The sequence below is a fragment of the Salidesulfovibrio onnuriiensis genome (assembly GCF_008001235.1).
Lineage (GTDB): Bacteria > Desulfobacterota > Desulfovibrionia > Desulfovibrionales > Desulfovibrionaceae > Pseudodesulfovibrio > Pseudodesulfovibrio onnuriiensis.
The window spans coordinates 3,251,895-3,273,536 of sequence record NZ_CP040751.1 but is presented as its reverse complement, the minus strand read 5'-3'; the positions used below and the strand labels follow the sequence as shown (position 1 = coordinate 3,273,536).

Genomic DNA, 21,642 nt, shown 5'->3' with positions numbered 1-21,642 from the left:
AAAAGCCCAAACCCGATGGCTTGAGCTTTTTGGTTGCAACACAGTGCGCGATTGCCGGCGGCCGGGTCAGCCCATTTTCTTGGAGGCGAAGGCCAGCATCTTGGCCGCTTCCTTGAATTTAGGGTTGATGTCCAGGGCGTGTTCCGCGGCCTTGGCCATCTTGGGCCACTTTTTCCAATCGTAGTAGAGTCTGCCCATGTTGAAGAGCAGGTATTCGTCGCTGTCCGTGATGGTCAGGGCCTTGAGATAGTACTTTTCCGCCGTCTCGAAGTCCTTCATCTTGCGCAGGACAATGCCGATGCGGTTGTACAGGAACAGGGCGTTGGGGTCGTCGCGTAGGGCGTCGTCCAGCAGGTTGAAGGCGTCCTGATAGCGCTCCGCATTGAGGTAGCGGTCCGCGATGTCGGCCTTGAGGTCCACGTCGCCGCCGAATTCGGAGATGAGCTTGTCGAAGATGCCCTTTGCCTTGTCGAACTCGCCCTGGTCCAGGAATTCCTGGCCCTTCAGCAGGCTATCCGTCCTGCGGGCCTCGATGGCTGCGATATCCACCTGGGCGTCTTCGTTCATCTTCTCCTGCAGCAGGCGCAGCAGTTCCTTCATGGCCTCGAGGAATTCCTTTTCCTTGCCTGGATCATAGCTGATGACCAGCGGGTAGACCTGACGCAGCTTCTTGTCGGAATTCAGGTTGTAGGCCACCTTCCGGAGCATGTCCTCGAATTCCGAGCGTTCGGCCTTCATGAGGGTCTGCCGGAGCATGGCCAGGGTGCCGTCGTGCGCGGCCTGGGCCGCAGGCATGTACTTGCCTTTTTTCAGCAAGCTGCCCACGCTGGTGAGTTTCTTTCGTGCCTGAATCAGTTCATTGGACATAGACGCCTCTTCGCTGGGGGAGTTCCTTTGCTACTTTCCGCACTCGCTCCGGACCATTTCCCGGAAGCGGCTGAAGAAGTACTTGCTGTCGTGCGGACCCGGAGCTGCCTCGGGATGGTACTGGATGGCCAGAATGGGTTTATCCTTGTGCGCAAATCCCTCGAGAGTCCTATCATTTAAGTTAATATGCGTAGCTTCCAAGAAGTTCAAGCCATTTATATCCACGCAGAATCCGTGGTTCTGGGAGGATATCTCGATCTTCTCGGTGGTCAGGTCCATGACCGGGTGGTTGCAGCCGTGGTGCCCGAACTTGAGCTTGTAGGTGGTGCCGCCCATTGCCAGGCCCAGGATCTGGTGGCCCAGGCAGATGCCCGCCACCGGGTAGTCCTCGGTCAGGTCCCTTGCGGCGGCCACGCCCGTTTCCACGGCGGCCGGGTCGCCCGGGCCGTTGGAAAGGAAGATGGCGTCCGGGGCCAGTGCGCGCACGTCCTCGGGCTTGGTGCGGGACGGCACGGCCACGATGTCGAAGTCCTGTTCGGCCAGCCAGCGCAGGATGTTCCATTTCACGCCGAAGTCGTAAACCACGACCTTGGGACCTTTGCCGGACCAGACCACGTCTTTCAGGGAATTGAAATATTGGGGCTTGTTGTCGATCCAGGCATAGGCCTTTTCCGAGGACACGCGGTCGGCCAGGTTCAGGCCCTCCATGGACGGGATGGCCCGGGCTTTGGCCACCAGTTCCTCGGGAGAGACGTCGCCGCAGGCGATGAAGCCGCGCATGGCGCCGTTGATGCGCAGATGGCGGGTCAGGGCGCGGGTGTCGATCCCCTCGATGCCCATGACGCCCGCTTCGGTCAGGTACTCGGGCAGGGACATGACCGAGCGCCAGTTGCTGGGCTTCTTGCAACATTCCTTGACGATCATGGCGGCGGCCTGGACCTTTTCGGACTCGACGTCCTCGTGGTTCACGCCGTAGTTGCCGATGAGCGGGTAGGTCATGCAGACCATCTGCCCGGTGTAGGAGGGGTCGGTCAGGATCTCCTGGTAACCGGTCATGCCGGTGTTGAAGATCACTTCGCCGCAGGCCTCGCCCTCACCGGTGAATGAGACGCCCTCAAAGATGGTTCCGTCTTCAAGGGCCAGAATAGCTTTCATTGCTCCTGCTCCAAAATGCTGATGACTTTTTCCAAATCCTCGGGGCGGTCCACACCGTGGCAGGTGTGTCTGGTCTCGGTCACGTAGATGGTGTGGCCGTCTTCGAGGAACCTCAACTGTTCAAGTTTCTCGCGCTGTTCCAGCGGGCTGGGGTCCAGCTCGCCGAAGCGGATGAGCGCCTCCATGCGGAAGGCGTAGAGCCCCACATGCAGGTGATAGGAATGCATGGCGTTTTCCCGGTCGAACGGGACCATGGCCCTGGAGAAATAGAGGGCACGGCCGTCGTGGGTGACCACTGCCTTGACCCGGTCCGGGGACTGGGCCTCTTCCGGGCTGATCTGGCTCACCAGAGTGGTGACCATGGCCTGGCAGCGGGTGAAGGGCTCCAGCAGCTCTTCGAGCATGGCCGGGTCCAGGGCCGGTTCGTCGCCCTGGATGTTGACCACCACCTCCTCGGGGTCCACGCCGATGATGCGCGCGGCTTCCAACACGCGGTCCGTGCCGCTGGCGTGGGTGGTGGAGGTCATGACCACGGGGACGCCCATGTCCAGGGCGGCCTTGTAGATGCGGTCGTCGTCGGTGGCCAGGGTAACGCTTTTCATGAACGGGCATTGCCTGGCGCGGTTGTACACGTGCCAGAACATGGGCTTGCCCAGGATTTCGGCCAGAGGCTTGCCCGGAAAACGCGAGGATTCGTACCTCGCGGGGATGATGCCGTGGCAGTCGGGAATGGTGATCATTTTTGTACCGTGCTGGCTCTTTAATCGTTTATGAGCAAATGGGCAATATGTTTGCAGACGGTTTTCGCGCCGCCCCGCCGCTGCTTGATATAGGCGCGGACCTTGGAGAGGACGGCCTTGCGCGCCGGGGGCTCCGCCAGCTGGCCCAGGAGCAGGGCGAGCACTTCCTCGCGTCCGTTGCCCATGAGGGCCAGGCCGGAATCGAAGATCTCCCCGCCCACCCAGGAAAAGTTGTGCCAGCTCGGACCCACCACCGGAACAACGCCGCAGGTGAGCGGCTCCAGGAAGTTCTGGCCGCCCAGGGGGGCAAGGCTGCCGCCCACGAAGGCGGTGCTGGCAAGGGCATAGGCCGGAATCATTTCCCCGAAGGCGTCCCAGAGCACGGTGGTGCCCGGCTTTACCGCGTCGTTCTGCTCGCTGCGCAGGACCCAGGGCAGGCCCGCCAGGTCCAGCAGCTCCTTCCAGCGCTCGATGCGTTCCATGTGCCGGGGGAACAGGCCTATGACCGTCTTGGGGGATGTGCGGTGCAGGTCCGCGACCAGTTGCTGGACCTCGCGCTCCTCCTCCCTGCGCACCGAGCCCAGGACCACGAAGTCGGTTCCGGGCGCAAGCATGTCCTTCAGGGGATTGTCCTTGCGGGCCAAGGCCGACGAGGAGTTCATGCGGTCGAACTTGATGTTGGGCATGGTTTGGACGCGGTCATGGCCGAACAGGGTACCGAAGCGCAGGGCGTCCCTTTCGGAAAGGGCCAGCACCAGGTCCGGGGCCAGTTCGCGGAACAACCCCTTGGCGGCCAGGTATCCGGCCAGGCTGCGGGGATTCATGCGGCCGTTGGCCAGCACGATCCTGGTTCCCTGTTCCTTGCAGGCGCGTAAAAAGCCCGGCCAGATCTCGGTTTCCAGGATGAGCGCCGCCCTGGGGGCCACGTGGGCCAGGGCCTTGCGCATGATCCGGGGGGCGTCGAACGGGAAATAGTGCGCCTGCAGGGTGATGCCGCGCCTGGACGAGTTGATGTCCTCGGCGGCCCGCTCCAGGATTTCCATGCCCTGCTTGGTGTTGGTGGTGGCCAGCACGTTGCAGGGGCGGTCCGGGAACGGGTTTTCCAGGTGTCGGAGCACCTCCCAGGTCAGGTAGCATTCCCCGCCGCTGGCGCCCTGTATCCAGAGGTCCGCCCGGGCGGGTAGGCCGCCTTCCAGGGTGCGCTGCTCCAGCCCCTGCCTGAGGCGCTTGTTGTTCTCCAGCAGGGGAGCCGCAGCGCGCCAGGCAAGATCATAGACCTTGAAGGCCGTGTTCAGGAAAGCGCCCATGACTAGCCGCGTTGCTCCATGCCCAGACGGATGAGCTCGGCGATGAGCTCGTCAAAGGGCAGGCCGGATTCGGCCGCGGCCTGGGGCAGCAGGCTGGTGGCGGTCATGCCCGGCAGGGTGTTGACCTCCAGCAGCCAGGGCGTGCCGTTTTCGTCCAGCATGAAGTCGGCCCGGCTGTAGCCGGTGAGGCCCAGGGCCTCGTTGGCCTCGAGCGTGTACTTGTGGATCAGGTCGCGCACGGCGTCGTCCACCGGCGCCGGACAGATCTCCTCGGCGCCGTCGGCCGCGTACTTGTTCTCGTAGTCGAAGAATTCCGCGCTGCCCTTGGGGCGGATCATGATCAGGGGCAGGGCCTTGCCGCCCAGCATGCCGCAGGTGAGCTCCGTGCCCGGCACCAGACTCTCCACCAGGGCCAGGTCGCAGCCGTCGAAGATGATGTTCAGCTGCCGCTCCAGGGAGGCTTGGTCCCGGCAGATGCCCATGTGTACGCTGGAACCGCCCGTATTGGGCTTGGCGAAGACCGGCAGGTCCAGGCCCAGGTCGAAGCCGGACTCGGGACGGCTGGTCAGCAGCCTCCAGTCGGGCGTGGGGATGCCGCGCTCGCGGAAGACCTGCTTGCTGGCCGCCTTGTTCAGGGCCAGGAAGGACGGGGCCGGGCCCGGGCCCTGGTAGGGGCAGCCCGCGCATTCCAGCATGGCCTGCACCAGGCCGTCCTCGCCGGGGGAGCCGTGCATGTTGATGAAGGCGAAGTCCGCCTTCTTGGCTTCGGCGATCAGGGAATCGAATTCCGGGGCAGGGTCGAACATGCGGACAGAGTGGCCGAGACGTTCCAGGGCGGCGCGGATGATGGCCGCACCGTTCAGGGAGACTTCACGTTCGCTACTCCATCCGCCCGCTATCAAAAGAACATTCATTGAGTGTGATCCCGAGGGCCTCGTCGAAGGTGCGTTCCACCTCGATGGCCTGTGTTTTGGTTATCCGGATCCGGCTGGCGATGAGGTCGGTGGTGCCGTAGCGCTTGATGAGGTCGTCGAACCTCGGCTCCACGCCCACCACTATGTCGTGCTGCACGCGCTTGTCCGCGTAGAGCACCGCCAACTGGTGAAAGTACTTGTTCAGGTCGATGTCGAAGGGCCAGTAGACGTGATGGGTGACGCCGGAGGCCAGCACCGGGTTACCGGTCAGGTCCTGGACCCAGGCCCCGCCCAGCTGGCTGTGGTTGCCGCCGAACTTGATGGAATAGGTCTTGGCCAGATCGTGGAGCAGGGCCGAGGCGCGAATCAGCCTCACGTTGACGTCGTACCCGTGCTCCAGGCCGCGCTGGGCGACGCAGGTGGCCACCTCGGCCACGGTCATGCTGTGCCGGCGCACGTTCTCGAACATCTCGAACTTGTCCCAGAGGGAAAAGCATTCCTCGTCGCCGGGGATATGCCAGGCCGGGTCGATGCGGGCGCCGGGCGGCGCCGGAACCTTGGGCAGGAAGGGTTTCCTGACGGTCTCGTGGTCAAGCGTGGGCTGGGTCATTCCAATGCGGAACCTGTTGAAACGGTTTGCCGGTCCTTGGACGCGGGCCGGTGTGCGACATATTCCGATTCATTACCATCTCGTGGTGTAAAAATAAAGCGGGGACGGGGCCGATTCCGTCCGGCGCGTTTGCGGGCAAGGGATGGTTTTAAATTTATTTTCTACTTGTATTTTTCCCGTTCACCAATTAAACGGTGTAATCGAACTTCATAGATGTACTATGTGAAGTTGCCGGCGCAACGTGCCGGAATCATTAGTAGCTAAATTGAGGAGGCATTACAATGGCAGTTGTAGAATTCCAGGGCAAACAGTTTGAAGTTGATGAAGACGGTTTCCTGCTCCAGTTTGACAGCTGGGCTCCCGAGTGGGTCGACTACGTGAAGGAATCCGAAGGCATCAAGGACCTGACCGACGACCACCAGAAAGTCATCGACTTCCTGCAGGACTACTACAAGAAGAACGGCATCGCTCCGATGGTCCGCATTCTTTCCAAGGTCACCGGCTTCAAGCTGAAGCAGATCTACGAACTGTTCCCGTCCGGACCCGGCAAGGGAGCCTGCAAAATGGCCGGCCTGCCCAAGCCCACCGGCTGCGTCTAATTCGCAGAAACGTGGAAACAATGGGGACGAAAGCTTCGGCTTTCGTCCCTTTTTTATTGGCTTTCCCATTTGCGTCAGAGGCCGCTTCCGTATATGACTACTCCCTGACATGCTGTTGCAAATCCCTTTCGGGCCCCAATGACGTTTCAAACCTGTCCTGCCCGGCACAACTGTCCGGCAGGGTTGTCTTTTTTGTGCCTGGTCCAGAACGGGGCATGTCCGCAATGCGTCCGGAACCCTAAGCTGTGAGAGGTGGGGAGTTGAGCTTGAAACTTCTGGATAGATTTCGTGACCCCGAGCTGTGCAAGGCCCTGCTCGGGAAGCTGGAAAAAGAACTGGAAGGGGAACTGCGTTTCATGGAGGTCTGCGGTACGCATACCGTGGCCATTTTCCAGAGCGGGCTGCGTTCCCTGCTGCCCGAAGGCATCGTGCACCTGAGCGGCCCGGGCTGTCCCGTCTGCGTGACCCATGAATCCGAGGTCAACGCCTTCCTGGACCTGGCCGAGCGCGACGACGTGATCGTGGCTACCTTCGGGGACCTCATGCGCGTCCCCGGCCACGGCGGGCGCAACCTCAAGGCCGCCCAGGCGGACGGCGCGCGGGTCAGCGTCATTTATTCCCCGTTCGACGCCCTGAAAATCGCCAGGGAAAATCCGGACAGCAAGGTGGTTTTCCTGGGCGTGGGGTTCGAGACCACGGCCCCCACCATTGCGGCCACCATGACCATGGCCCGCAACCAGGGGCTTTCCAATTTCCTGGTGCTGCCGTTCCACAAGACCGTGCCCAGCGCCCTGGCAGCGCTCATGGACGACACGGCCACGCGCATCGACGGCTTCATTCTTCCGGGGCACGTGTCCACGGTCATCGGCCTGGATCCCTACAAGTACATTGCCACGGACTACGGCCGCAGCGCCATCATCACCGGGTTCGAGCCCGTGGACATTCTCCAGTCCCTGCTGGACATGGTCCAATGGCGGAACCGGGGCGAGGCCCACGTGACCAACAACTACACCCGCGCGGTGGCCGACAAGGGCAACGCCAAGGCCCGCCAGGTGCTTTATGACGTGTTCGAGCCCGCGGACGCCCTGTGGCGCGGCATCGGCCTGATCCCGGGCAGCGGCCTGGACATCCGCGAGGAATGGGCCGACATGGACGCCAAGCGAGTGTTCGGCATCGAGATCACCGAAGTGCCGCCTTTGCCGGGCTGCAAATGTGGCCAGGTTCTCAAGGGCATTCTCAGCCCTGACCAATGTCCCCTGTTCAAAAAGGCCTGCACCCCGGCCAACCCGGTGGGGCCGTGCATGGTTTCCACCGAGGGCAGCTGCGCCGCCTACTACAAATACAAGGTTGACTAGCCATGAGCGATAAAGTTCTTCTCGACTACGGCAGCGGGGGGAGGGCCTCCCAGCGCCTCATCTCCAGGCTTTTCCTGGAAAACTTCAGCAACAGCGAACTGAACCGGCTCAACGACGCCGCCGAGCTCCTGGTCAGCGGGCGCATCGCCGTGAGCACGGACTCCTTTACCGTGGATCCCATCTTCTTCCCCGGCGGCAACATCGGCTCCCTGGCCGTGCACGGCACGGTCAATGACGTGGCCATGATGGGGGCCGTTCCGCGCTACATGACCTGCGGCTACATCATCGAGGAAGGCCTGCCCATGGCCGACCTGGAAAAGATAGTGGTCTCCATGGGCGAGGCCGCCCGCAAGGCCGGAGTGGATATCGTCACCGGCGACACCAAGGTCGTGCCCAAGGGCGCGGTGGACCGCATCTTCATCAACACCACGGGCATCGGCGAGATCGTCGTGGACCCGGCCCCTAGCGGCGAGAGCGCCAAACCGGGCGACGCCATCCTGATCAGCGGCACCATGGGCGACCACGGGCTGACCATTCTGGGCACCCGCGAGGGCCTGGAGTTCGAGGCGGGCGTGCAGTCGGATTCGGCCGGGCTCAACCACCTGCTGGTCAAGTTGGTGCGGGAGCTGCCCGAGGTCCACGTGCTGCGCGACCCCACCCGGGGCGGCCTGGCCACCACCATGAACGAGATCGCGGGTTCCTCCAATGTCTGTTGCGAGCTGGAGGAGGGCGCCATTCCTGTGCGGCCCGAGGTGAGCGGCGGCTGTTCGTTCCTGGGCCTCGATCCCCTGTACCTGGCCAACGAGGGCAAGTTCCTGTGCATCCTGCCCGAGGCCCATGCGGAAAAGGCCCTGGAGATCATGCGCGGCGACGAGCTGGGCCGGGACGCCTGCCGTATCGGCACCGTGACCGACGCCAACCCCGGAAAGGTGGTACTCATCACCCGGCTCGGCGGCAAGCGGCTGCTGAACATGCTCGAAGGCGAGCAGTTGCCGAGAATCTGCTAACGGGGTTTCATGACGGATTGAAGACACATAAGGCCGCCTGTTTCGGGCGGCCTTTTTCGTTCGGGGAGGGCTTCTATGGTCAGGCCGCTGTTTTTCCGATTGTTGTTGGCGCTGGTGTTACTCGGCGGGTGCGTGCGTACCGTTCCTGCTCCCGACATGCTGCGCACCGTTCCGGTGCGGCGGGTGGAGGTCGACGGCGCGAGGATCGCCTATAGGGAACTCGGGGCCGGGCAACCGCTGCTGCTGGTCATGGGCTATGCCGGGACCATGGACGTCTGGGATCCGGTGCTGGTGGACCGCTTGTCCCGGCGCTATCGCGTGATTTTGTTCGACAATCGCGGCATGGGCCAGTCCGGCCCGTGGTCCGGATCGCTGAGCATGGAGCTCATGGCCCGGGACGCCCTGGCGGTTCTGGATGCGCTGGATGCCCGGGGGGCGCATGTGCTGGGGTGGTCCATGGGCGGCATGATCGCCCAGGAGATGGCGCTGCGCGAGCCGGACAAGGTGGGCAAGCTCGTCCTCTACGGCCCGACTCCTTCCTATGCCGCAACGGTTCGGTCCGCCGTGGACCGGATGATGACCTGCAGTCCCGAGGATTTCGCGGGTCTGTTGTTCCCCGGGGCCTGGGTCGAAAGCCATCCCGGCGTCTTTGCCCGGCTTCCGGTCCCGGAACGGGCTGCGGATCCTGACGTGGTCGCCGCACAGAAGCGGGCCATGGAGCAGTGGCCGGGCACCAAGGACAGGCTTTCCTTCTTGTGCAAGGACGTCCTGCTTGTGGTGGGCGACGAGGACTGGGTGACGCCTCCGTCATTGGGGCTGCGCATGGCCGCGAACCTGCCCGGCGCATGGATGGTCCGGTTCCGGCAGGGCGGGCACTGGCTCATGTATCAGGAACCGGAGCGGCTGGCCGACACGGTGCGGTTTTTCCTGGAGACGAAAGAACAGTAGGATGCCTTCGGAGGATTTTGGGGCCATGCAGGCAAAACAAAACCCCGCAGGGCTTGCCCTGCGGGGTTTTGCATAAATTCAGGAAGAGGTTGCCCTCGGCTATTCGCCTTTGCTGCGGCCTTCGATGAGATTGGCGGCGCGGATGGCCAACTGGGTGATCTCCGGTTTGGAACACTGGTCGTCGGCCCCCACGGATTCGCCCTTGTGGCGCAGCTTGTCCGTGATGATGGACGAGAACAGGATGACCGGCAGGTCGTGCAGCATGGGGTCGTCCTTGATGCGCTTGGTCAGGTTGTGGCCGTCCATCATGGGCATTTCAATATCCGAGATGATGACCTGCACGTAGTCGGAAATGGGGCGTCCCTCGTCGGTGGCGTGCTGCTTGAGTTCCTTGAGGCGATCCCAGCATTCGCGGCCGTTGTTGGTCTTTTCCACCTGGAATCCGGCCTGCTGCAGCAGGTCGCGGATCATTTCGCGGATGAGCGGGGAGTCGTCAGCGATCAGGGCCCGGTAATGGGCCTTGGAATCGAAGACCACGTTTTCGTCCAGCTTCAGGCGCAGGCTGGGGTTAAGCTCGGCCACGATGCGTTCCAGGTCCAGGATGAACACCAGCCGGTCCTTGAACTTGACCACGCCGGTGATGGATTCGCTGGACAGGGCGGAGACGTACTTGTTGGGCGCTTCCACGTCTTCCCAGCTGATGCGGTGGATGCGGGTCACGCCCGAAACCATGAAGGCCGAGGTCACGTTGTTGAATTCGGTGACGATGACCTTGGGCGGCTCGTTTTCCACGCGCTTCTTCTTGAGCCATGCGGAAAGGTCCAGGAGCGGGATGATGCGGTCGCGCAGGTTGAAGGCTCCCAGCACGGAATGGTGGGATACCTCCGGCATTTCCGTCACTTCGGGCATGCGGATGATTTCCAGCACCTTGGCGACGTTGATGCCGTAGTAGGCTTTCTTGCTCTTTTTCGGGCCGTTTTCGCCGTCTTCGGTTTCCTCGATGACGACATTGCCGTTGCTATCTTTTCCCTTGGGTACTTCCTCAAGGTAGAACTCAACAATTTCAAGCTCGTTGGTTCCGGCTTCGAGCAGGATTCCGTCTTTGTTCGGGGCCATGATCTCTCCGTTTTCCGTATCACTCGGATTGTTAATATAGGTCCTGATAAACTTTACAGGCAGTTGTCGTCAACAGGGGTAGAAATTCTGTCTGCTTTTTTCATGGTTTCGATCTCCGAGGCGGCTGTTTCAAGATCTTCCCAGCTTGCGCACTGGTTCAGCCTGCCCCGCAGGGCCCGGATGCCCTCCAGTCCCTTGGCATAGCGCGGGATGATGGAGCGTATCTTACGGAATGATCGGCCATCTCCCTCATAATCTTTAGTGAATTTGATGTGTTGACGAACCACTTCCGCCAAAAGCGTCCCGTCCAGGGGCGGCATCTCGCGTCCGGCGCGCAGGGCGCGGAAGCGGTCGAAGATGGTGGGGTCGAACATGGCACCCCGTGCGAACATGACGCCGTCCACGCCGGTTTCCTCGATGCAGCGCACCCCGTCCCGGGCCGTGTACAGGTCGCCCGAGGCGATGACCGGGATGGATACCGTGTCCTTGAGTTTCCTGAGCTTGTTCCAGTCGGCGTCGCCGCGAAAGAGCTGCTTGCCGTAGCGCGGATGCATGGTCACCCAGTTCACGCCGATGTCCTCCAGGCGCGGGGCCAGGTCCAGATAGGTCTCGTCCCCGTATTCCGGGCCCAGGCGGAACTTGACGCCCACCCGGCCGCCGTCGGGATGCTGTGCGGCCTTTTCCACCATGATCCCGGCAATGCGCACCAGAAGGCCCACGTCGCGCATGAGCGCCACGCCGCTGCCGGACTTCATGACCTTGCGCACGGCGCAGCCGCAGTTGAGGTCGAAGTTGCGGAAGCCCATGGACACGAGCTTTTCCATGGTCTCCGGGAAGTACTGCGGCTCGGCACCGAATATCTGGATTACCACGGGCTCGTCGTCGGGGCAGGTGTTCAGCAGCCGCCGCGTGCCGGAGTTCTTGAAGGACAGGCCCTTGACGCTGACCATCTCGGAACAGGTCACCCCGGCGCCGTGGCTGCGGCACAGGAGGCGGAAGGGCAGGTCCGAGTAGCCGGCGAGCGGGGCCAGCCAGGGGCTGTCCGGTGTGATTTCGAATGTTGTCATGACGGGTTGCTCATATAGCGTGTTTTCCGAACAGTCAAAAGGAATCCGTTTCAGGCCGCCCTATGGGCGGAAGGTGATTCTCGGCGGGAGTAGGGCGGCAAGCCACGGAATATAACGGGAAAAAGGCGGGTTTCGTTTGAACATTTCAAATATATAATGTAAGACTAACGACCAGTAGCTAATCGTTGTGGGCTTAATCGCTTGATTTTAAATGGATTATTGCTTTTCAAGAGAGGAAAAACGGCCTTTTGGGAAAAAAATGGAACTTCGGGGTTGACAACGCGGCCGATTACCGCTTAAACACCTCCGTTCTCTGGCGAAAGAGACGCCGGAACAAAACTTAGAAATTGTTCCAAAAAAGCCTTGCAATCAAGGTCAGTTCGACGTAAAGGATTCGTCCCCGGGCTGGCGTAGCTCAATTGGTAGAGCAGCTGATTTGTAATCAGCAGGTTGCGGGTTCAAGTCCCATCGCCAGCTCCATATTTGACATGGTGGGGTTCCCGAGTGGCCAAAGGGAACAGACTGTAAATCTGTCGGCGTACGCCTTCGGAGGTTCAAATCCTCCCCCCACCACCATAGTAAAAGCCGCGCTGTAGGAGGTAGGACATAGGGCCTGCTGGTGACTACAGGAAAGTGAGCGGGAATAGCTCAATTGGCTAGAGCATCAGCCTTCCAAGCTGAGGGTTGCGAGTTCGAGTCTCGTTTCCCGCTCCAACCTCACAGTCCCGCCGTTCCTCATGCCTCTCAAGCGAAGCTAATATACGGGCCCACATAGCTCAGTAGGTAGAGCGCATCCTTGGTAAGGATGAGGTCAGCAGTTCAATTCTGCTTGTGGGCTCCATAGTATTTTTACCGAAAGTGAACAAAACCAGAAATTCTAGGGGGAATTGCAATGGGTAAAGCTAAATTCGAGCGCAGTAAGCCGCACGTAAACGTCGGTACCATCGGTCACATCGACCATGGTAAGACCACCCTGACCGCAGCCATCACCAAGCTGGCCCACATGGCTGGCCACGGCGAATACGTCGCATTCGACGAAATCGACAAGGCTCCGGAAGAAAAGGAACGCGGTATCACCATCGCCACCGCTCACGTCGAGTACGAAACCGCCAACCGTCACTACGCACACGTCGACTGCCCCGGCCACGCTGACTACATCAAGAATATGATCACTGGTGCAGCTCAGATGGACGGCGCTATCCTCGTTTGCGCAGCCACCGACGGTCCCATGCCGCAGACTCGTGAGCACATCCTGCTCGGTCGTCAGGTCGGCGTCCCGGCCATGGTCGTCTTCCTTAACAAGTGCGACATGGTTGATGACGAAGAACTGCTCGAACTGGTTGAGCTCGAAGTTCGCGAACTTCTTTCCAAGTACGACTTCCCCGGCGACGACTGCCCGGTCATTCAGGGTTCCGCTCTGAAGGCTCTGGAATGCGATTCCGCCGACGATCCGGCTGCCAAGCCGATCTACGACCTGCTTGACGCTCTGGATTCCTACATCCCCGAGCCGCAGCGCGAAGTCGACAAGCCGTTCCTGATGCCCATCGAAGACGTGTTCTCCATCTCCGGCCGCGGTACCGTTGTTACCGGTCGTGTTGAACGTGGTCGCATCACCGTTGGTGAAGAAATCGAAATCGTGGGTATCCGCGACACCGCCAAGACCACCTGCACCGGCGTTGAAATGTTCCGCAAGATCCTGGACCAGGGCGAAGCCGGCGACAACGTTGGTCTGCTGCTCCGCGGCATCAAGCGTGACGAAGTTGAACGCGGCCAGGTTGCTGCCAAGCCGGGTTCCATCACCCCGCACACCAAGTTCAAGGCAGAAGTTTACGTTCTGTCCAAGGACGAAGGCGGCCGTCACACCCCGTTCTTCTCTGGTTACCGTCCGCAGTTCTACTTCCGCACCACCGACGTTACCGGCGTCGTCACCCTGGAAGAAGGCGTGGAAATGGTCATGCCCGGCGACAATGCAACCTTCGAGGTGCAGATGATCGCTCCCATCGCCATGGAAACCGGTCTTCGCTTCGCTATCCGCGAAGGCGGCCGTACCGTGGGCGCCGGTGTTGTCACCGAAATTCTGGAGTAAGACATGCGCGTCAACATTCAACTGCAGTGCACCGAGTGCAAGCGTAAGAACTACGCCACGCAGAAGAATAAGAAGAATACTACCGGTCGCATCGAAATGAAGAAGTATTGTCCTTGGGACAAGAAGCATACTCTTCATAAAGAAGCCAAGTAGTTTCGATAAAGCAGGGGTGTAACTCTAACGGCTAGAGTGCCGGTCTCCAAAACCGGAGGTTGGGGGTTCGAATCCCTCCACCCCTGCCACTTTAAATTTTTGGGATGCTGAGAAGATATGGCCAGAAAGAAAGGCAATAAAGCGGCGCCTCAGGCAGCCGAAGTCCAGGGCGGGCTCATGGGGAAACTCCGTGAGCTCATGACCTTTTTCGAGGAGTCCAAGGTCGAGATCAAGAAAGTGGTCTGGCCTTCCCGGAAGGAAACCGTCTCCACTTGCGTGGCAGTCGTGGTTGTCACCCTGGTTATCGCCCTGTATTTGGGCTTGGTCGACCTTGGGCTGAGCAAGCTCGTCTCGGTCATTCTTTCCTAATCCCATTGAGGCTAGACTGAAGTGAATCCTACAGACGTCATGAGTGAACCGACGCAGCGAAAGGGCCGCTGGTATATTGTTCATACCTATTCCGGCTTTGAGCAGCGTGTCGAAAAGACCATCCGGGAAATGATGCGCACCGGCCAGGACAACGGCCTCATCGAGGAAGTTGTCATGCCGACCGAGCAGGTCGTGGAACTGGTCAAGGGGGAGCGTAAAACCTCCACCCGCAAGTTCTACCCGGGCTACGTCATGATCAAGATGGTCCTGACCGACGATTCGTGGCATCTGATTCAGTCCATTCCCCGCGTCACGGGGTTTGTGGGCGGAAAAAACCGTCCCACTCCGATGCGGGACAGCGAAGCGCAAAATATCCTCAGCATGATGGAAGCCCGTCAGGAAAAGCCCCGTCCGAAGTTCAACTTCGAGCGCGGCGACGAGGTCCGTGTTATCGACGGTCCTTTTGGCGGCTTCAACGGTGTTGTGGAAGAAGTCAATTACGACAAGGGGAAGCTTCGCGTCTCCGTATCCATCTTCGGGCGTCAGACTCCTGTCGAGCTGGATTTCGTTCAGGTCGACAAAGGATAGCCCGCTCCGCGCACAACGCGAATTTTCTCATCGAGGAATTATATCATGGCCAAAAAAGAAATTGGTAAAATCAAGCTGCAAATTCCTGCCGGCTCTGCGAACCCCTCTCCGCCGGTCGGCCCGGCTCTCGGTCAGCACGGCGTCAACATCATGGAATTCTGCAAGGCGTTCAACGCCAAGACCCAGGACCAGAAGGGCATGCTCATCCCGGTCGTCATCACCGTGTACCAGGATCGCAGCTTCTCCTTCATCACCAAGACTCCGCCCGCATCCACGCTGCTGCTCAAGGCAGCCAAGCTGTCCGGCGGTTCCGGTGAGCCCAACAAAGTCAAGGTTGGCAAGGTGAGCATGGACCAGGTCCGTGAAATCGCCGAGCTGAAGATGCCTGACCTGAACGCGAATGATATCGATGCCGCTATGCAGTCCATCATGGGCACTGCGCGTAGCATGGGCATCGAAGTGAAATAGTGAGGACTGCCATGCCGAAGCACGGAAAAAAATATCGTAATGCCGTCGAAGGCCTGGATGCGCAGCAGCGCGTCGCGGTTGAAGATGGTGTGAAGCTGGCAGTGGAAAAGGCTTACGCCAAGTTTGACGAGACCGTTGATATCGCTCTCAACCTGGGCGTGGACCCGAAATACTCCGACCAGATGATCCGCGGTGCGGTTTCTCTCCCCAACGGTCTGGGCAAGGACGTTCGCGTCGTGGCCTTCTGTAAGGGTGAAAAGGAAGCCGAAGCCAAGGAAGCCGGTGCCGAATTCGCAGGCGCCGAGGAACTGGTGGAAAAGATTCAGGGCGGCTGGATGGATTTCGACAAGGCTGTCGCAACTCCTGACATGATGGCCCTGGTCGGTAAGATCGGTCGTGTTCTTGGCCCCCGTGGCATGATGCCCAACGCCAAGACCGGCACCGTCACCTTCGAGATCGGCAAGGCCGTTTCCGAAATGAAGGCCGGTAAGGTCGAATTCAAGGTCGACAAGGCCGGCGTGCTGCACGCACCCATCGGCAAGGTGTCCTTCGGGGCCGACAAGCTGCTGGAAAACCTGCGCGCGCTTCTGGACACGGTTCAGCGCATGAAGCCGTCTTCCGCCAAGGGCACCTACATGAAGTCCCTGGCAGTGGCCACCACCATGGGCCCCGGCATCAAGATCGATCCGCTGACCATCAAGAAGTTCATTGACGGTTAATAATTGGTAGGTATCCCGCCGGATTCGTCCGGCGGGGTTCATGATACGCACGGGAAGTATCGTCAGAGAAAGCAGGTGGGACCGTGTCCCTCAATATCCTGCCGAGACAACGCTTTGACAGCTTTCCGGGCCGAACGACGAGGAGTGATGATGAACAGGCAAGAAAAAGCCCAAATCATCGAGCAGTTCCACGAAAAGGCTGCACGCGCGAGCATCGCCGTCGTCTCCGAATTCAAGGGCATGACCGTTGAAGAGCTTACCGCTCTCCGCGGCAAGTGCTTTGAAGCCGGAGTCGATTTCCAAGTCGTCAAGAATACCCTGGCCCGGTTGGCACTCAAGGACACCGAACACGGTGAACTGGGTGAACACCTGAAGGAAAACTGCGCTTTTGCACTGGGTTATGAAGACCCCGTCGCACTGGCCAAAGTTCTTGCTGACTTTGCGAAGACCAGCAAGAAGTTTGAGCTGAAGTACGGTTCCCTCGAAGGCAAGTATCTTGACGCGGACGGCATCAAAGAGCTCAGCAAGATGCCCAGCAAGCCCGAGCTTCTCAGCTCCGTGCTTGGCACCATGCAGGCCGTGCCCCGCAACTTCGTGTCTCTGTTCGCCAACATTGAGCGCAAGTTCCTGTATGCTCTGGTAGCCATCAAGGACCAGAAAGAGCAGCAGGCTGCGTAGAACCAATTCAAAGCGTTTTTAGTATCCCTTTAGGAGGAAATTACAATGGCTGATATCACCAAAGATCAGGTTGTAGAATTCATCGGTAACATGACCGTCCTGGAACTCTCCGAGTTCATCAAGGAACTTGAAGATAAATTCGGCGTTGAAGCCGCTGCTCCGGCTGCCGCCGTTGTGGCTGCTCCGGTTGCTGGTGGCGATGCCGCCGGTGGCGAAGACGAAAAGACCGAATTCGACGTCATCCTGGCTGGCGCCGGCGGCAACAAGATCGCCGTCATCAAGGCTGTCCGCGCCATCACCGGCCTGGGCCTGAAAGAAGCCAAGGCTCTGGTTGACGAAGCTCCGAAGCCGCTCAAGGAAGGCGTTTCCAAGGAAGAGGCTGAAGAAGCCAAGAAGCAGCTGGAAGAAGCCGGCGCGGAAGTTGAAGTCAAGTAAATTCGCTTACTTGCGTTTATTCGCAGAGAGCGCAAGCCCTTTGTCTCGGGGCATGCGCTCTCTGTGTTGTCTATATATATAATATCGCTTTGAATAGGTTTGTGGCATGATGATCATTGGCGCTTTGGCCAGGGATCACTCCCGTAGCTCCCAGGACGGAGCATCAGGCTTCGTTCAAACCAAGAATTTTCTTCTCGAATTTTTTTAGATCGGCGTCGGTGGCGCCCAAGGGCCCTTATTCAGGCAACACCGATGTCCCGTCCGAACACCATAACTACTCGCAGAGGGTACAATGGGTCAGCTTAGAAAAGAATTTGGCAAGATCGGCAACCAGTTGCCCATTCCGCATCTCCTTGAGTTGCAGGTGGACTCCTATCTGAAGTTCCTTCAGGAAGAGATCCCGCCCGCAAGCCGGGGCGATTTCGGTCTGGAAGGGGTTTTCCGTTCCGTCTTCCCCATTGAGGATTTCAACAAGACCGCGAGCCTTGAGTTCGTCAGTTATGAGATCGGCGAACCCAAGTACGATCAGGCCGAGTGCATTTCCAAGGGTCTCACCTACGAAACCCCCATCCGCATCAAGGTTCGCCTGGTTGTCTTCGATGTCGACGAAGAAACTGACAACCGCACCATCCGCGACATCAAGGAACAGGACATCTACTTTGGCACGCTGCCGCTGATGACCGAGAAGGGTACCTTCATCATCAACGGCACCGAGCGCGTCATCGTCAACCAGCTGCAGCGGTCCCCGGGCATCATCTTCGAGCATGATTCCGGCAAGACCCACTCCAGCCGCAAGGTCCTGTACTCCGCGCGCATCATTCCCATGCGCGGCTCGTGGCTCGATTTCGATTTCGACCACAAGGATATCCTGTACGTGCGCATCGACCGTCGCAGGAAGATGCCCGCCACCATCCTGCTGCAGGCCATGGGCCTCACCCGTCAGGACATCCTCGATTACTATTACGACACCGAAGACTACATCTTCGAAGGCGGCCGTCTGCTGCGCAAGGTCAAGGAAGAGCAGTTCCGCAAGGAACCCTGCTACGCCGAGATCGAGCACGGCGGCAAGGTGCTCTGCAAGCAGGGCGATCCCATCACCAAGGCCGTCTGGCGCAAGCTCCTGCGGGCGGGCGTCGAGGCCATTGAGGTGGACCCCGATTCCCTGCTCGGCCAGTTTGCCGCCCGGGACATCGTGGACGGAAACGGCGAGGTCCTCGTCGAGGTGGCTGCCGAAATCACCGTGGACAGCATCGAAAAGATCAACGGGGCAGGCATTGCGGAAATTTCCGTGCTGCACACCCTGGGGGCCGATGTTTCCTCGTCCCTGCGCGACACCCTGATGCTGGACAAGACCTCCAGCATGGACCAGGCCCAGATCGAGATCTACCGCCGCCTGCGTCCCAGCTCTCCGCCCACTCCGGAGATCGCTTCCAGCTTCTTCGAGAACCTGTTCCGCAGCGCCGACTACTACGACCTTTCCCTGGTCGGCCGCTACAAGCTGAACAGCCGCCTGAAGCTCGACGTGGACAAGAACACCCGGACCCTGACCAACGAGGACATTCTTCAGGCTCTCAAAGAGCTGATGATGCTCAAGGATACCCACGGTCCGGCTGACGATATCGACCATCTCGGCAACCGCCGAGTCCGTCCGGTGGGCGAGCTGGTGGAAAACCAGTACCGCATCGGCCTGGTCCGCATGGAGCGCGCCATCAAGGAGCGCATGAGCCTGCAGGAAGTGGCCACTCTGATGCCGCACGACCTGATCAACCCCAAGCCGGTTGCAGCCGTGCTCAAGGAGTTCTTCGGCACTTCCCAGCTCTCCCAGTTCATGGACCAGACCAACCCGCTTTCCGAAGTGACGCACAAGCGCCGTCTCTCCGCACTGGGCCCCGGCGGCCTGACCCGCGAACGCGCGGGCTTCGAAGTGCGCGACGTGCATACCTCGCACTACGGCCGCATCTGCCCCATTGAGACTCCGGAAGGCCCGAACATCGGTCTTATCGTGTCCCTGACCTGTTACGCGAAGGTCAACGACTACGGCTTTATCGAGACCCCGTACCGCACCGCTGGCGACGGCAAGGTTTCCGACGAAATCATATACATGGACGCATCCCGCGAGCATGGCGAAGTAGTGGCCCAGGCCAACGCCGTGCTGGACGAGAAGGGCAACTTCGTGAACCCCCGCGTCCAGGCCCGCCAGGATGGCGACCCGCTCATGGCTGCCAATGATGAAATCACCTTCATGGACATCAGCCCGAGCCAGACCGTTTCCATCTCCGCGGCACTGATCCCCTTCCTGGAGCACGACGACGCAAACCGCGCACTCATGGGCTCCAACATGCAGCGCCAGGCCGTGCCCCTGCTGCGGGCAAACATGCCCCTGGTCGGCACCGGCATGGAGGGCCCCGTGGCCCGCGACTCCGGCGCCTGTATCCTGGCGGAAGAGGACGGCGTGGTTCACTATGTCGACGCCGAACGCGTCATCATGAACTACGACAAGGACTTTGCTGCCAAGACCGGCGGTTCCAAGCATTACGAACTGCAGAAGTGGCACAAGTCCAACCAGAACTCCTGTTTTGGCCAGCGCTCCGTGGTGCAGGTCGGACAGGTGGTCAAGAAGGGCGACGTCCTGGCCGACGGACCCAGCATCAGCAAGGGTGAGCTGGCCATCGGCAAGAACCTGACCGTCGCCTTCATGCCCTGGTGCGGCTTCAACTACGAGGACTCCATCCTTATTTCCGAACGCATGGTCAAGGAGGACGTCTACACCTCCATCCATGTGGAGGAATTCGAGCTCGTCGCCCGCGACACCAAGCTCGGACCCGAAGAAGTCACCCGGGACATCTCCAACGTTTCCGAAGAAATGCTTCGCAACCTGGACGAGTGCGGCATCATCCGCCTCGGCGCCAAGGTGAAGCCCGACGATATTCTGGTGGGTAAGATCACGCCCAAGGGCGAGACCCAGCTCACCCCGGAAGAAAAGCTGCTTCGCGCCATCTTCGGCGACAAGGCGCGCGACGTGAAGAACACCTCCCTTAAGGTTCCGCCGGGAATCGAGGGTACGGTCATCGACGTCAAGGTCTTCAACCGCCGTTCCGGCGACAAGGACGACCGCACCAAGTCCATCGAGGAATACGAACTCGCCAAGTTCGACATGAAGGAAGCCAAGCACATGGCGGCCCTGGGCGAAGGCACCCGCAAGCGCATCGCTGAAGTGGTTGTCGGCACCAAGCTGGCCAAGGACCTAGTCGATGCCCGCAAGAACGTGGTGGGCAAGTCCGGCGAAAAGGTCACCGAGGAAATGCTGGCTCCCGTGCCCGTGAAGAAGCTCGCCGGTTGTTTTGACAAGGGCGGCAACGAAGCTGTCCGCGACATCATGGCCGACTACGAAAATCAGGTGAAGTTCATCAAGAACATCTACGACCTGAAGCGCGAGAAGGTGACCGAAGGCGACGATCTGCCTCCGGGCGTCATCAAGATGGTCAAGGTCTACGTGGCCGTGAAGCGTAAGCTGGCCGTGGGTGACAAGATGGCCGGACGCCACGGGAACAAGGGTGTTGTTTCCTGCATCCTTCCCGAAGAGGACATGCCGTTCTTTGCCAACGGCACTCCCGTGGACATCGTGCTCAACCCCCTGGGCGTTCCCTCCCGTATGAACATCGGGCAGATCATGGAAACCCACCTGGGCTGGGCCGCCAAGAAGCTTGGCGAGCAGATCAACGAAATGCTCGATGAAGGCTCCGTACTCAAGGATGTGCGGGCCGAAGTGAAAGATATATTCCAGTCCAAGACCATCGATGAACTGGTGGACGGCCTGGACGACGACGATTTCGTCAAGGTGGTCCGCGAGGCCCGCGAAGGCATCATCACCAAGACCCCGGTCTTTGACGGCGCCACTGAAGAAGAAATCTGGCGGCTCCTGGAGCGCGCCGGCCAGCCCGACGACGGCAAGATCATCCTGTACGACGGCCGCACCGGCGAACCGTTCCATAACAGGGTTACCGTCGGCGTCATGTACATGCTCAAGCTGCACCACCTGGTCGACGAAAAGATCCACGCCCGTTCCACCGGCCCGTACTCCCTGGTTACCCAGCAGCCTCTGGGCGGTAAGGCCCAGTTCGGTGGCCAGCGTCTCGGGGAAATGGAAGTCTGGGCACTGGAAGCCTACGGCGCGGCCTACCTCCTACAGGAGTTCCTCACCGTCAAGTCCGACGATGTGCAGGGCCGCGTGAAGATGTACGAGAAGATCGTCAAGGGAGACAACTTCCTTGAAGCCGGTCTGCCCGAGTCCTTCAACGTTCTGATCAAGGAACTCATGTCCCTCGGCTTGGACGTGACCCTGGAGCAGGAAGAGAAGGCAGGCCGTCCCGGCCGCGACGAGTTCGTCCAGAAGCGTCCGGTCATTTCCTAGGACGGTCGAAAAGAGTTGATAAGGCCCGGCCGGGTTCGCCCGGCCGGGCA

Annotated in this window: 21 protein-coding genes and 5 tRNA genes; 18 read left to right on the top strand and 8 right to left on the bottom strand. The window is 60.1% G+C overall.

The features are described from left to right. Window positions 1–66: 66 nt before the first annotated feature. Genes FGL65_RS15060 through FGL65_RS15035 form a run of 6 tightly spaced genes read right to left on the bottom strand, consistent with a single transcriptional unit; the run spans window position 67 to window position 5,593 of the window. Window positions 67–867, bottom strand: a complete 801-nt coding sequence (locus tag FGL65_RS15060) for a tetratricopeptide repeat protein (protein WP_147822089.1) — start codon at window positions 865–867, stop codon at window positions 67–69. A 30-nt stretch (window positions 868–897) separates the two neighbouring features. Further along, complete coding sequence (gene carA / locus FGL65_RS15055) at window positions 898–2,022, bottom strand: glutamine-hydrolyzing carbamoyl-phosphate synthase small subunit (RefSeq protein ID WP_147822088.1); 1,125 nt, start codon at window positions 2,020–2,022, stop codon at window positions 898–900. Continuing rightward, a complete protein-coding gene (gene kdsB / locus FGL65_RS15050; RefSeq protein WP_147822087.1) occupies window positions 2,019–2,762 on the bottom strand; it encodes a 3-deoxy-manno-octulosonate cytidylyltransferase in 744 nt (247 codons plus the stop codon). Before kdsB ends, carA begins: the two co-directional genes overlap by 4 nt. Before the next feature lie 20 nt (window positions 2,763–2,782). Further along, on the bottom strand, window positions 2,783–4,069 hold the full coding sequence (locus tag FGL65_RS15045) for a 3-deoxy-D-manno-octulosonic acid transferase (RefSeq protein ID WP_147822086.1): 1,287 nt from the start codon (window positions 4,067–4,069) through the stop codon (window positions 2,783–2,785). Window positions 4,070–4,071: 2 nt separating this feature from the next. Then, window positions 4,072–4,983, bottom strand: a complete 912-nt coding sequence (locus FGL65_RS15040) for a D-alanine--D-alanine ligase family protein (RefSeq protein ID WP_147822085.1) — start codon at window positions 4,981–4,983, stop codon at window positions 4,072–4,074. Beyond that, on the bottom strand, window positions 4,949–5,593 hold the full coding sequence (locus FGL65_RS15035) for an HDIG domain-containing metalloprotein (protein WP_147822084.1): 645 nt from the start codon (window positions 5,591–5,593) through the stop codon (window positions 4,949–4,951). The genes FGL65_RS15040 and FGL65_RS15035 overlap by 35 nt, the downstream gene beginning before the upstream one ends. Window positions 5,594–5,874: 281 nt before the next feature. Between FGL65_RS15035 and FGL65_RS15030 the strand changes: the two genes are divergently transcribed. From FGL65_RS15030 to FGL65_RS15015, 4 genes are all read left to right on the top strand, one after another. Continuing rightward, complete coding sequence (locus FGL65_RS15030) at window positions 5,875–6,192, top strand: TusE/DsrC/DsvC family sulfur relay protein (RefSeq protein WP_147822083.1); 318 nt, start codon at window positions 5,875–5,877, stop codon at window positions 6,190–6,192. 266 nt (window positions 6,193–6,458) lie between these two features. Then, entirely contained in the window at window positions 6,459–7,547 is a 1,089-nt protein-coding gene (gene hypD / locus FGL65_RS15025; RefSeq protein WP_147822082.1) for a hydrogenase formation protein HypD, read from the top strand. A gap of 2 nt (window positions 7,548–7,549) precedes the next feature. Next, complete coding sequence (gene hypE, locus FGL65_RS15020) at window positions 7,550–8,554, top strand: hydrogenase expression/formation protein HypE (protein ID WP_147822081.1); 1,005 nt, start codon at window positions 7,550–7,552, stop codon at window positions 8,552–8,554. 132 nt (window positions 8,555–8,686) lie between these two features. Then, on the top strand, window positions 8,687–9,502 hold the full coding sequence (locus tag FGL65_RS15015) for an alpha/beta fold hydrolase (protein ID WP_250645507.1): 816 nt from the start codon (window positions 8,687–8,689) through the stop codon (window positions 9,500–9,502). A gap of 99 nt (window positions 9,503–9,601) precedes the next feature. Here the strand turns inward: FGL65_RS15015 and FGL65_RS15010 are convergent, their stop codons facing one another. After that, a complete protein-coding gene (locus tag FGL65_RS15010; RefSeq protein ID WP_147822079.1) occupies window positions 9,602–10,618 on the bottom strand; it encodes a chemotaxis protein in 1,017 nt (338 codons plus the stop codon). 53 nt (window positions 10,619–10,671) lie between these two features. After that, on the bottom strand, window positions 10,672–11,685 hold the full coding sequence (locus FGL65_RS15005; RefSeq protein ID WP_147822078.1) for a tRNA dihydrouridine synthase: 1,014 nt from the start codon (window positions 11,683–11,685) through the stop codon (window positions 10,672–10,674). A gap of 404 nt (window positions 11,686–12,089) precedes the next feature. Here FGL65_RS15005 and FGL65_RS15000 point away from each other — a divergent pair. The 14 genes from FGL65_RS15000 to rpoB all read left to right on the top strand — a co-directional run bounded on the left by FGL65_RS15000 (window position 12,090) and on the right by rpoB (window position 21,592). Beyond that, window positions 12,090–12,165 (top strand) — tRNA-Thr (locus tag FGL65_RS15000). Window positions 12,166–12,175: 10 nt separating this feature from the next. After that, a tRNA-Tyr gene (locus tag FGL65_RS14995) sits at window positions 12,176–12,261 on the top strand. A gap of 61 nt (window positions 12,262–12,322) precedes the next feature. Further along, a tRNA-Gly gene (locus FGL65_RS14990) sits at window positions 12,323–12,399 on the top strand. 51 nt (window positions 12,400–12,450) lie between these two features. Further along, window positions 12,451–12,526, top strand: a tRNA-Thr gene (locus FGL65_RS14985). A gap of 51 nt (window positions 12,527–12,577) precedes the next feature. Further along, window positions 12,578–13,771 (top strand): elongation factor Tu, encoded by a 1,194-nt coding sequence (gene tuf, locus FGL65_RS14980; protein WP_147822077.1) that lies wholly within the window; start codon window positions 12,578–12,580, stop codon window positions 13,769–13,771. Between the two features lie 3 nt (window positions 13,772–13,774). After that, the gene (rpmG, locus tag FGL65_RS14975; protein WP_147822076.1) at window positions 13,775–13,924 is read left to right on the top strand and encodes a 50S ribosomal protein L33; all 150 of its coding nucleotides are present in this window, start codon (window positions 13,775–13,777) and stop codon (window positions 13,922–13,924) included. A gap of 12 nt (window positions 13,925–13,936) precedes the next feature. Beyond that, window positions 13,937–14,013 (top strand) — tRNA-Trp (locus FGL65_RS14970). A 28-nt stretch (window positions 14,014–14,041) separates the two neighbouring features. Continuing rightward, a complete protein-coding gene (secE, locus tag FGL65_RS14965) occupies window positions 14,042–14,293 on the top strand; it encodes a preprotein translocase subunit SecE (RefSeq protein ID WP_147822075.1) in 252 nt (83 codons plus the stop codon). Window positions 14,294–14,332: 39 nt separating this feature from the next. Then, the gene (gene nusG, locus FGL65_RS14960) at window positions 14,333–14,881 is read left to right on the top strand and encodes a transcription termination/antitermination protein NusG (protein ID WP_147822074.1); all 549 of its coding nucleotides are present in this window, start codon (window positions 14,333–14,335) and stop codon (window positions 14,879–14,881) included. A 45-nt stretch (window positions 14,882–14,926) separates the two neighbouring features. Then, on the top strand, window positions 14,927–15,349 hold the full coding sequence (gene rplK / locus FGL65_RS14955; RefSeq protein WP_147822073.1) for a 50S ribosomal protein L11: 423 nt from the start codon (window positions 14,927–14,929) through the stop codon (window positions 15,347–15,349). Between the two features lie 11 nt (window positions 15,350–15,360). Continuing rightward, window positions 15,361–16,068 (top strand): 50S ribosomal protein L1, encoded by a 708-nt coding sequence (gene rplA, locus FGL65_RS14950; RefSeq protein WP_147822072.1) that lies wholly within the window; start codon window positions 15,361–15,363, stop codon window positions 16,066–16,068. Between the two features lie 150 nt (window positions 16,069–16,218). Continuing rightward, window positions 16,219–16,746 (top strand): 50S ribosomal protein L10, encoded by a 528-nt coding sequence (gene rplJ / locus FGL65_RS14945; RefSeq protein ID WP_147822071.1) that lies wholly within the window; start codon window positions 16,219–16,221, stop codon window positions 16,744–16,746. Window positions 16,747–16,791: 45 nt separating this feature from the next. Continuing rightward, complete coding sequence (gene rplL, locus FGL65_RS14940) at window positions 16,792–17,181, top strand: 50S ribosomal protein L7/L12 (RefSeq protein WP_147822070.1); 390 nt, start codon at window positions 16,792–16,794, stop codon at window positions 17,179–17,181. 292 nt (window positions 17,182–17,473) lie between these two features. After that, entirely contained in the window at window positions 17,474–21,592 is a 4,119-nt protein-coding gene (rpoB, locus tag FGL65_RS14935) for a DNA-directed RNA polymerase subunit beta (RefSeq protein WP_147822069.1), read from the top strand. Window positions 21,593–21,642 lie beyond the last annotated feature (50 nt).

Excerpts from the sequence above, each read along its gene's own strand:
- rplA (WP_147822072.1), top strand. The coding sequence starts at position 15,361 with ATGCCGAAGCACGGAAAAAAATATCGTAATGCCGTCGAAGGCCTGGAT.
- nusG (WP_147822074.1), top strand. The coding sequence starts at position 14,333 with ATGAGTGAACCGACGCAGCGAAAGGGCCGCTGGTATATTGTTCATACC.
- hypE (WP_147822081.1), top strand. The coding sequence starts at position 7,550 with ATGAGCGATAAAGTTCTTCTCGACTACGGCAGCGGGGGGAGGGCCTCC.
- rpmG (WP_147822076.1), top strand. The coding sequence starts at position 13,775 with ATGCGCGTCAACATTCAACTGCAGTGCACCGAGTGCAAGCGTAAGAAC.
- tuf (WP_147822077.1), top strand. The coding sequence starts at position 12,578 with ATGGGTAAAGCTAAATTCGAGCGCAGTAAGCCGCACGTAAACGTCGGT.
- secE (WP_147822075.1), top strand. The coding sequence starts at position 14,042 with ATGGCCAGAAAGAAAGGCAATAAAGCGGCGCCTCAGGCAGCCGAAGTC.
- rpoB (WP_147822069.1), top strand. The coding sequence starts at position 17,474 with ATGGGTCAGCTTAGAAAAGAATTTGGCAAGATCGGCAACCAGTTGCCC.
- kdsB (WP_147822087.1), bottom strand. The coding sequence starts at position 2,762 with ATGATCACCATTCCCGACTGCCACGGCATCATCCCCGCGAGGTACGAA.
- rplK (WP_147822073.1), top strand. The coding sequence starts at position 14,927 with ATGGCCAAAAAAGAAATTGGTAAAATCAAGCTGCAAATTCCTGCCGGC.
- FGL65_RS15045 (WP_147822086.1), bottom strand. The coding sequence starts at position 4,069 with ATGGGCGCTTTCCTGAACACGGCCTTCAAGGTCTATGATCTTGCCTGG.
- rplL (WP_147822070.1), top strand. The coding sequence starts at position 16,792 with ATGGCTGATATCACCAAAGATCAGGTTGTAGAATTCATCGGTAACATG.
- rplJ (WP_147822071.1), top strand. The coding sequence starts at position 16,219 with ATGAACAGGCAAGAAAAAGCCCAAATCATCGAGCAGTTCCACGAAAAG.
- FGL65_RS15010 (WP_147822079.1), bottom strand. The coding sequence starts at position 10,618 with ATGGCCCCGAACAAAGACGGAATCCTGCTCGAAGCCGGAACCAACGAG.
- FGL65_RS15030 (WP_147822083.1), top strand. The coding sequence starts at position 5,875 with ATGGCAGTTGTAGAATTCCAGGGCAAACAGTTTGAAGTTGATGAAGAC.
- carA (WP_147822088.1), bottom strand. The coding sequence starts at position 2,022 with ATGAAAGCTATTCTGGCCCTTGAAGACGGAACCATCTTTGAGGGCGTC.
- FGL65_RS15040 (WP_147822085.1), bottom strand. The coding sequence starts at position 4,983 with ATGAATGTTCTTTTGATAGCGGGCGGATGGAGTAGCGAACGTGAAGTC.
- FGL65_RS15005 (WP_147822078.1), bottom strand. The coding sequence starts at position 11,685 with ATGACAACATTCGAAATCACACCGGACAGCCCCTGGCTGGCCCCGCTC.
- FGL65_RS15035 (WP_147822084.1), bottom strand. The coding sequence starts at position 5,593 with ATGACCCAGCCCACGCTTGACCACGAGACCGTCAGGAAACCCTTCCTG.
- FGL65_RS15060 (WP_147822089.1), bottom strand. The coding sequence starts at position 867 with ATGTCCAATGAACTGATTCAGGCACGAAAGAAACTCACCAGCGTGGGC.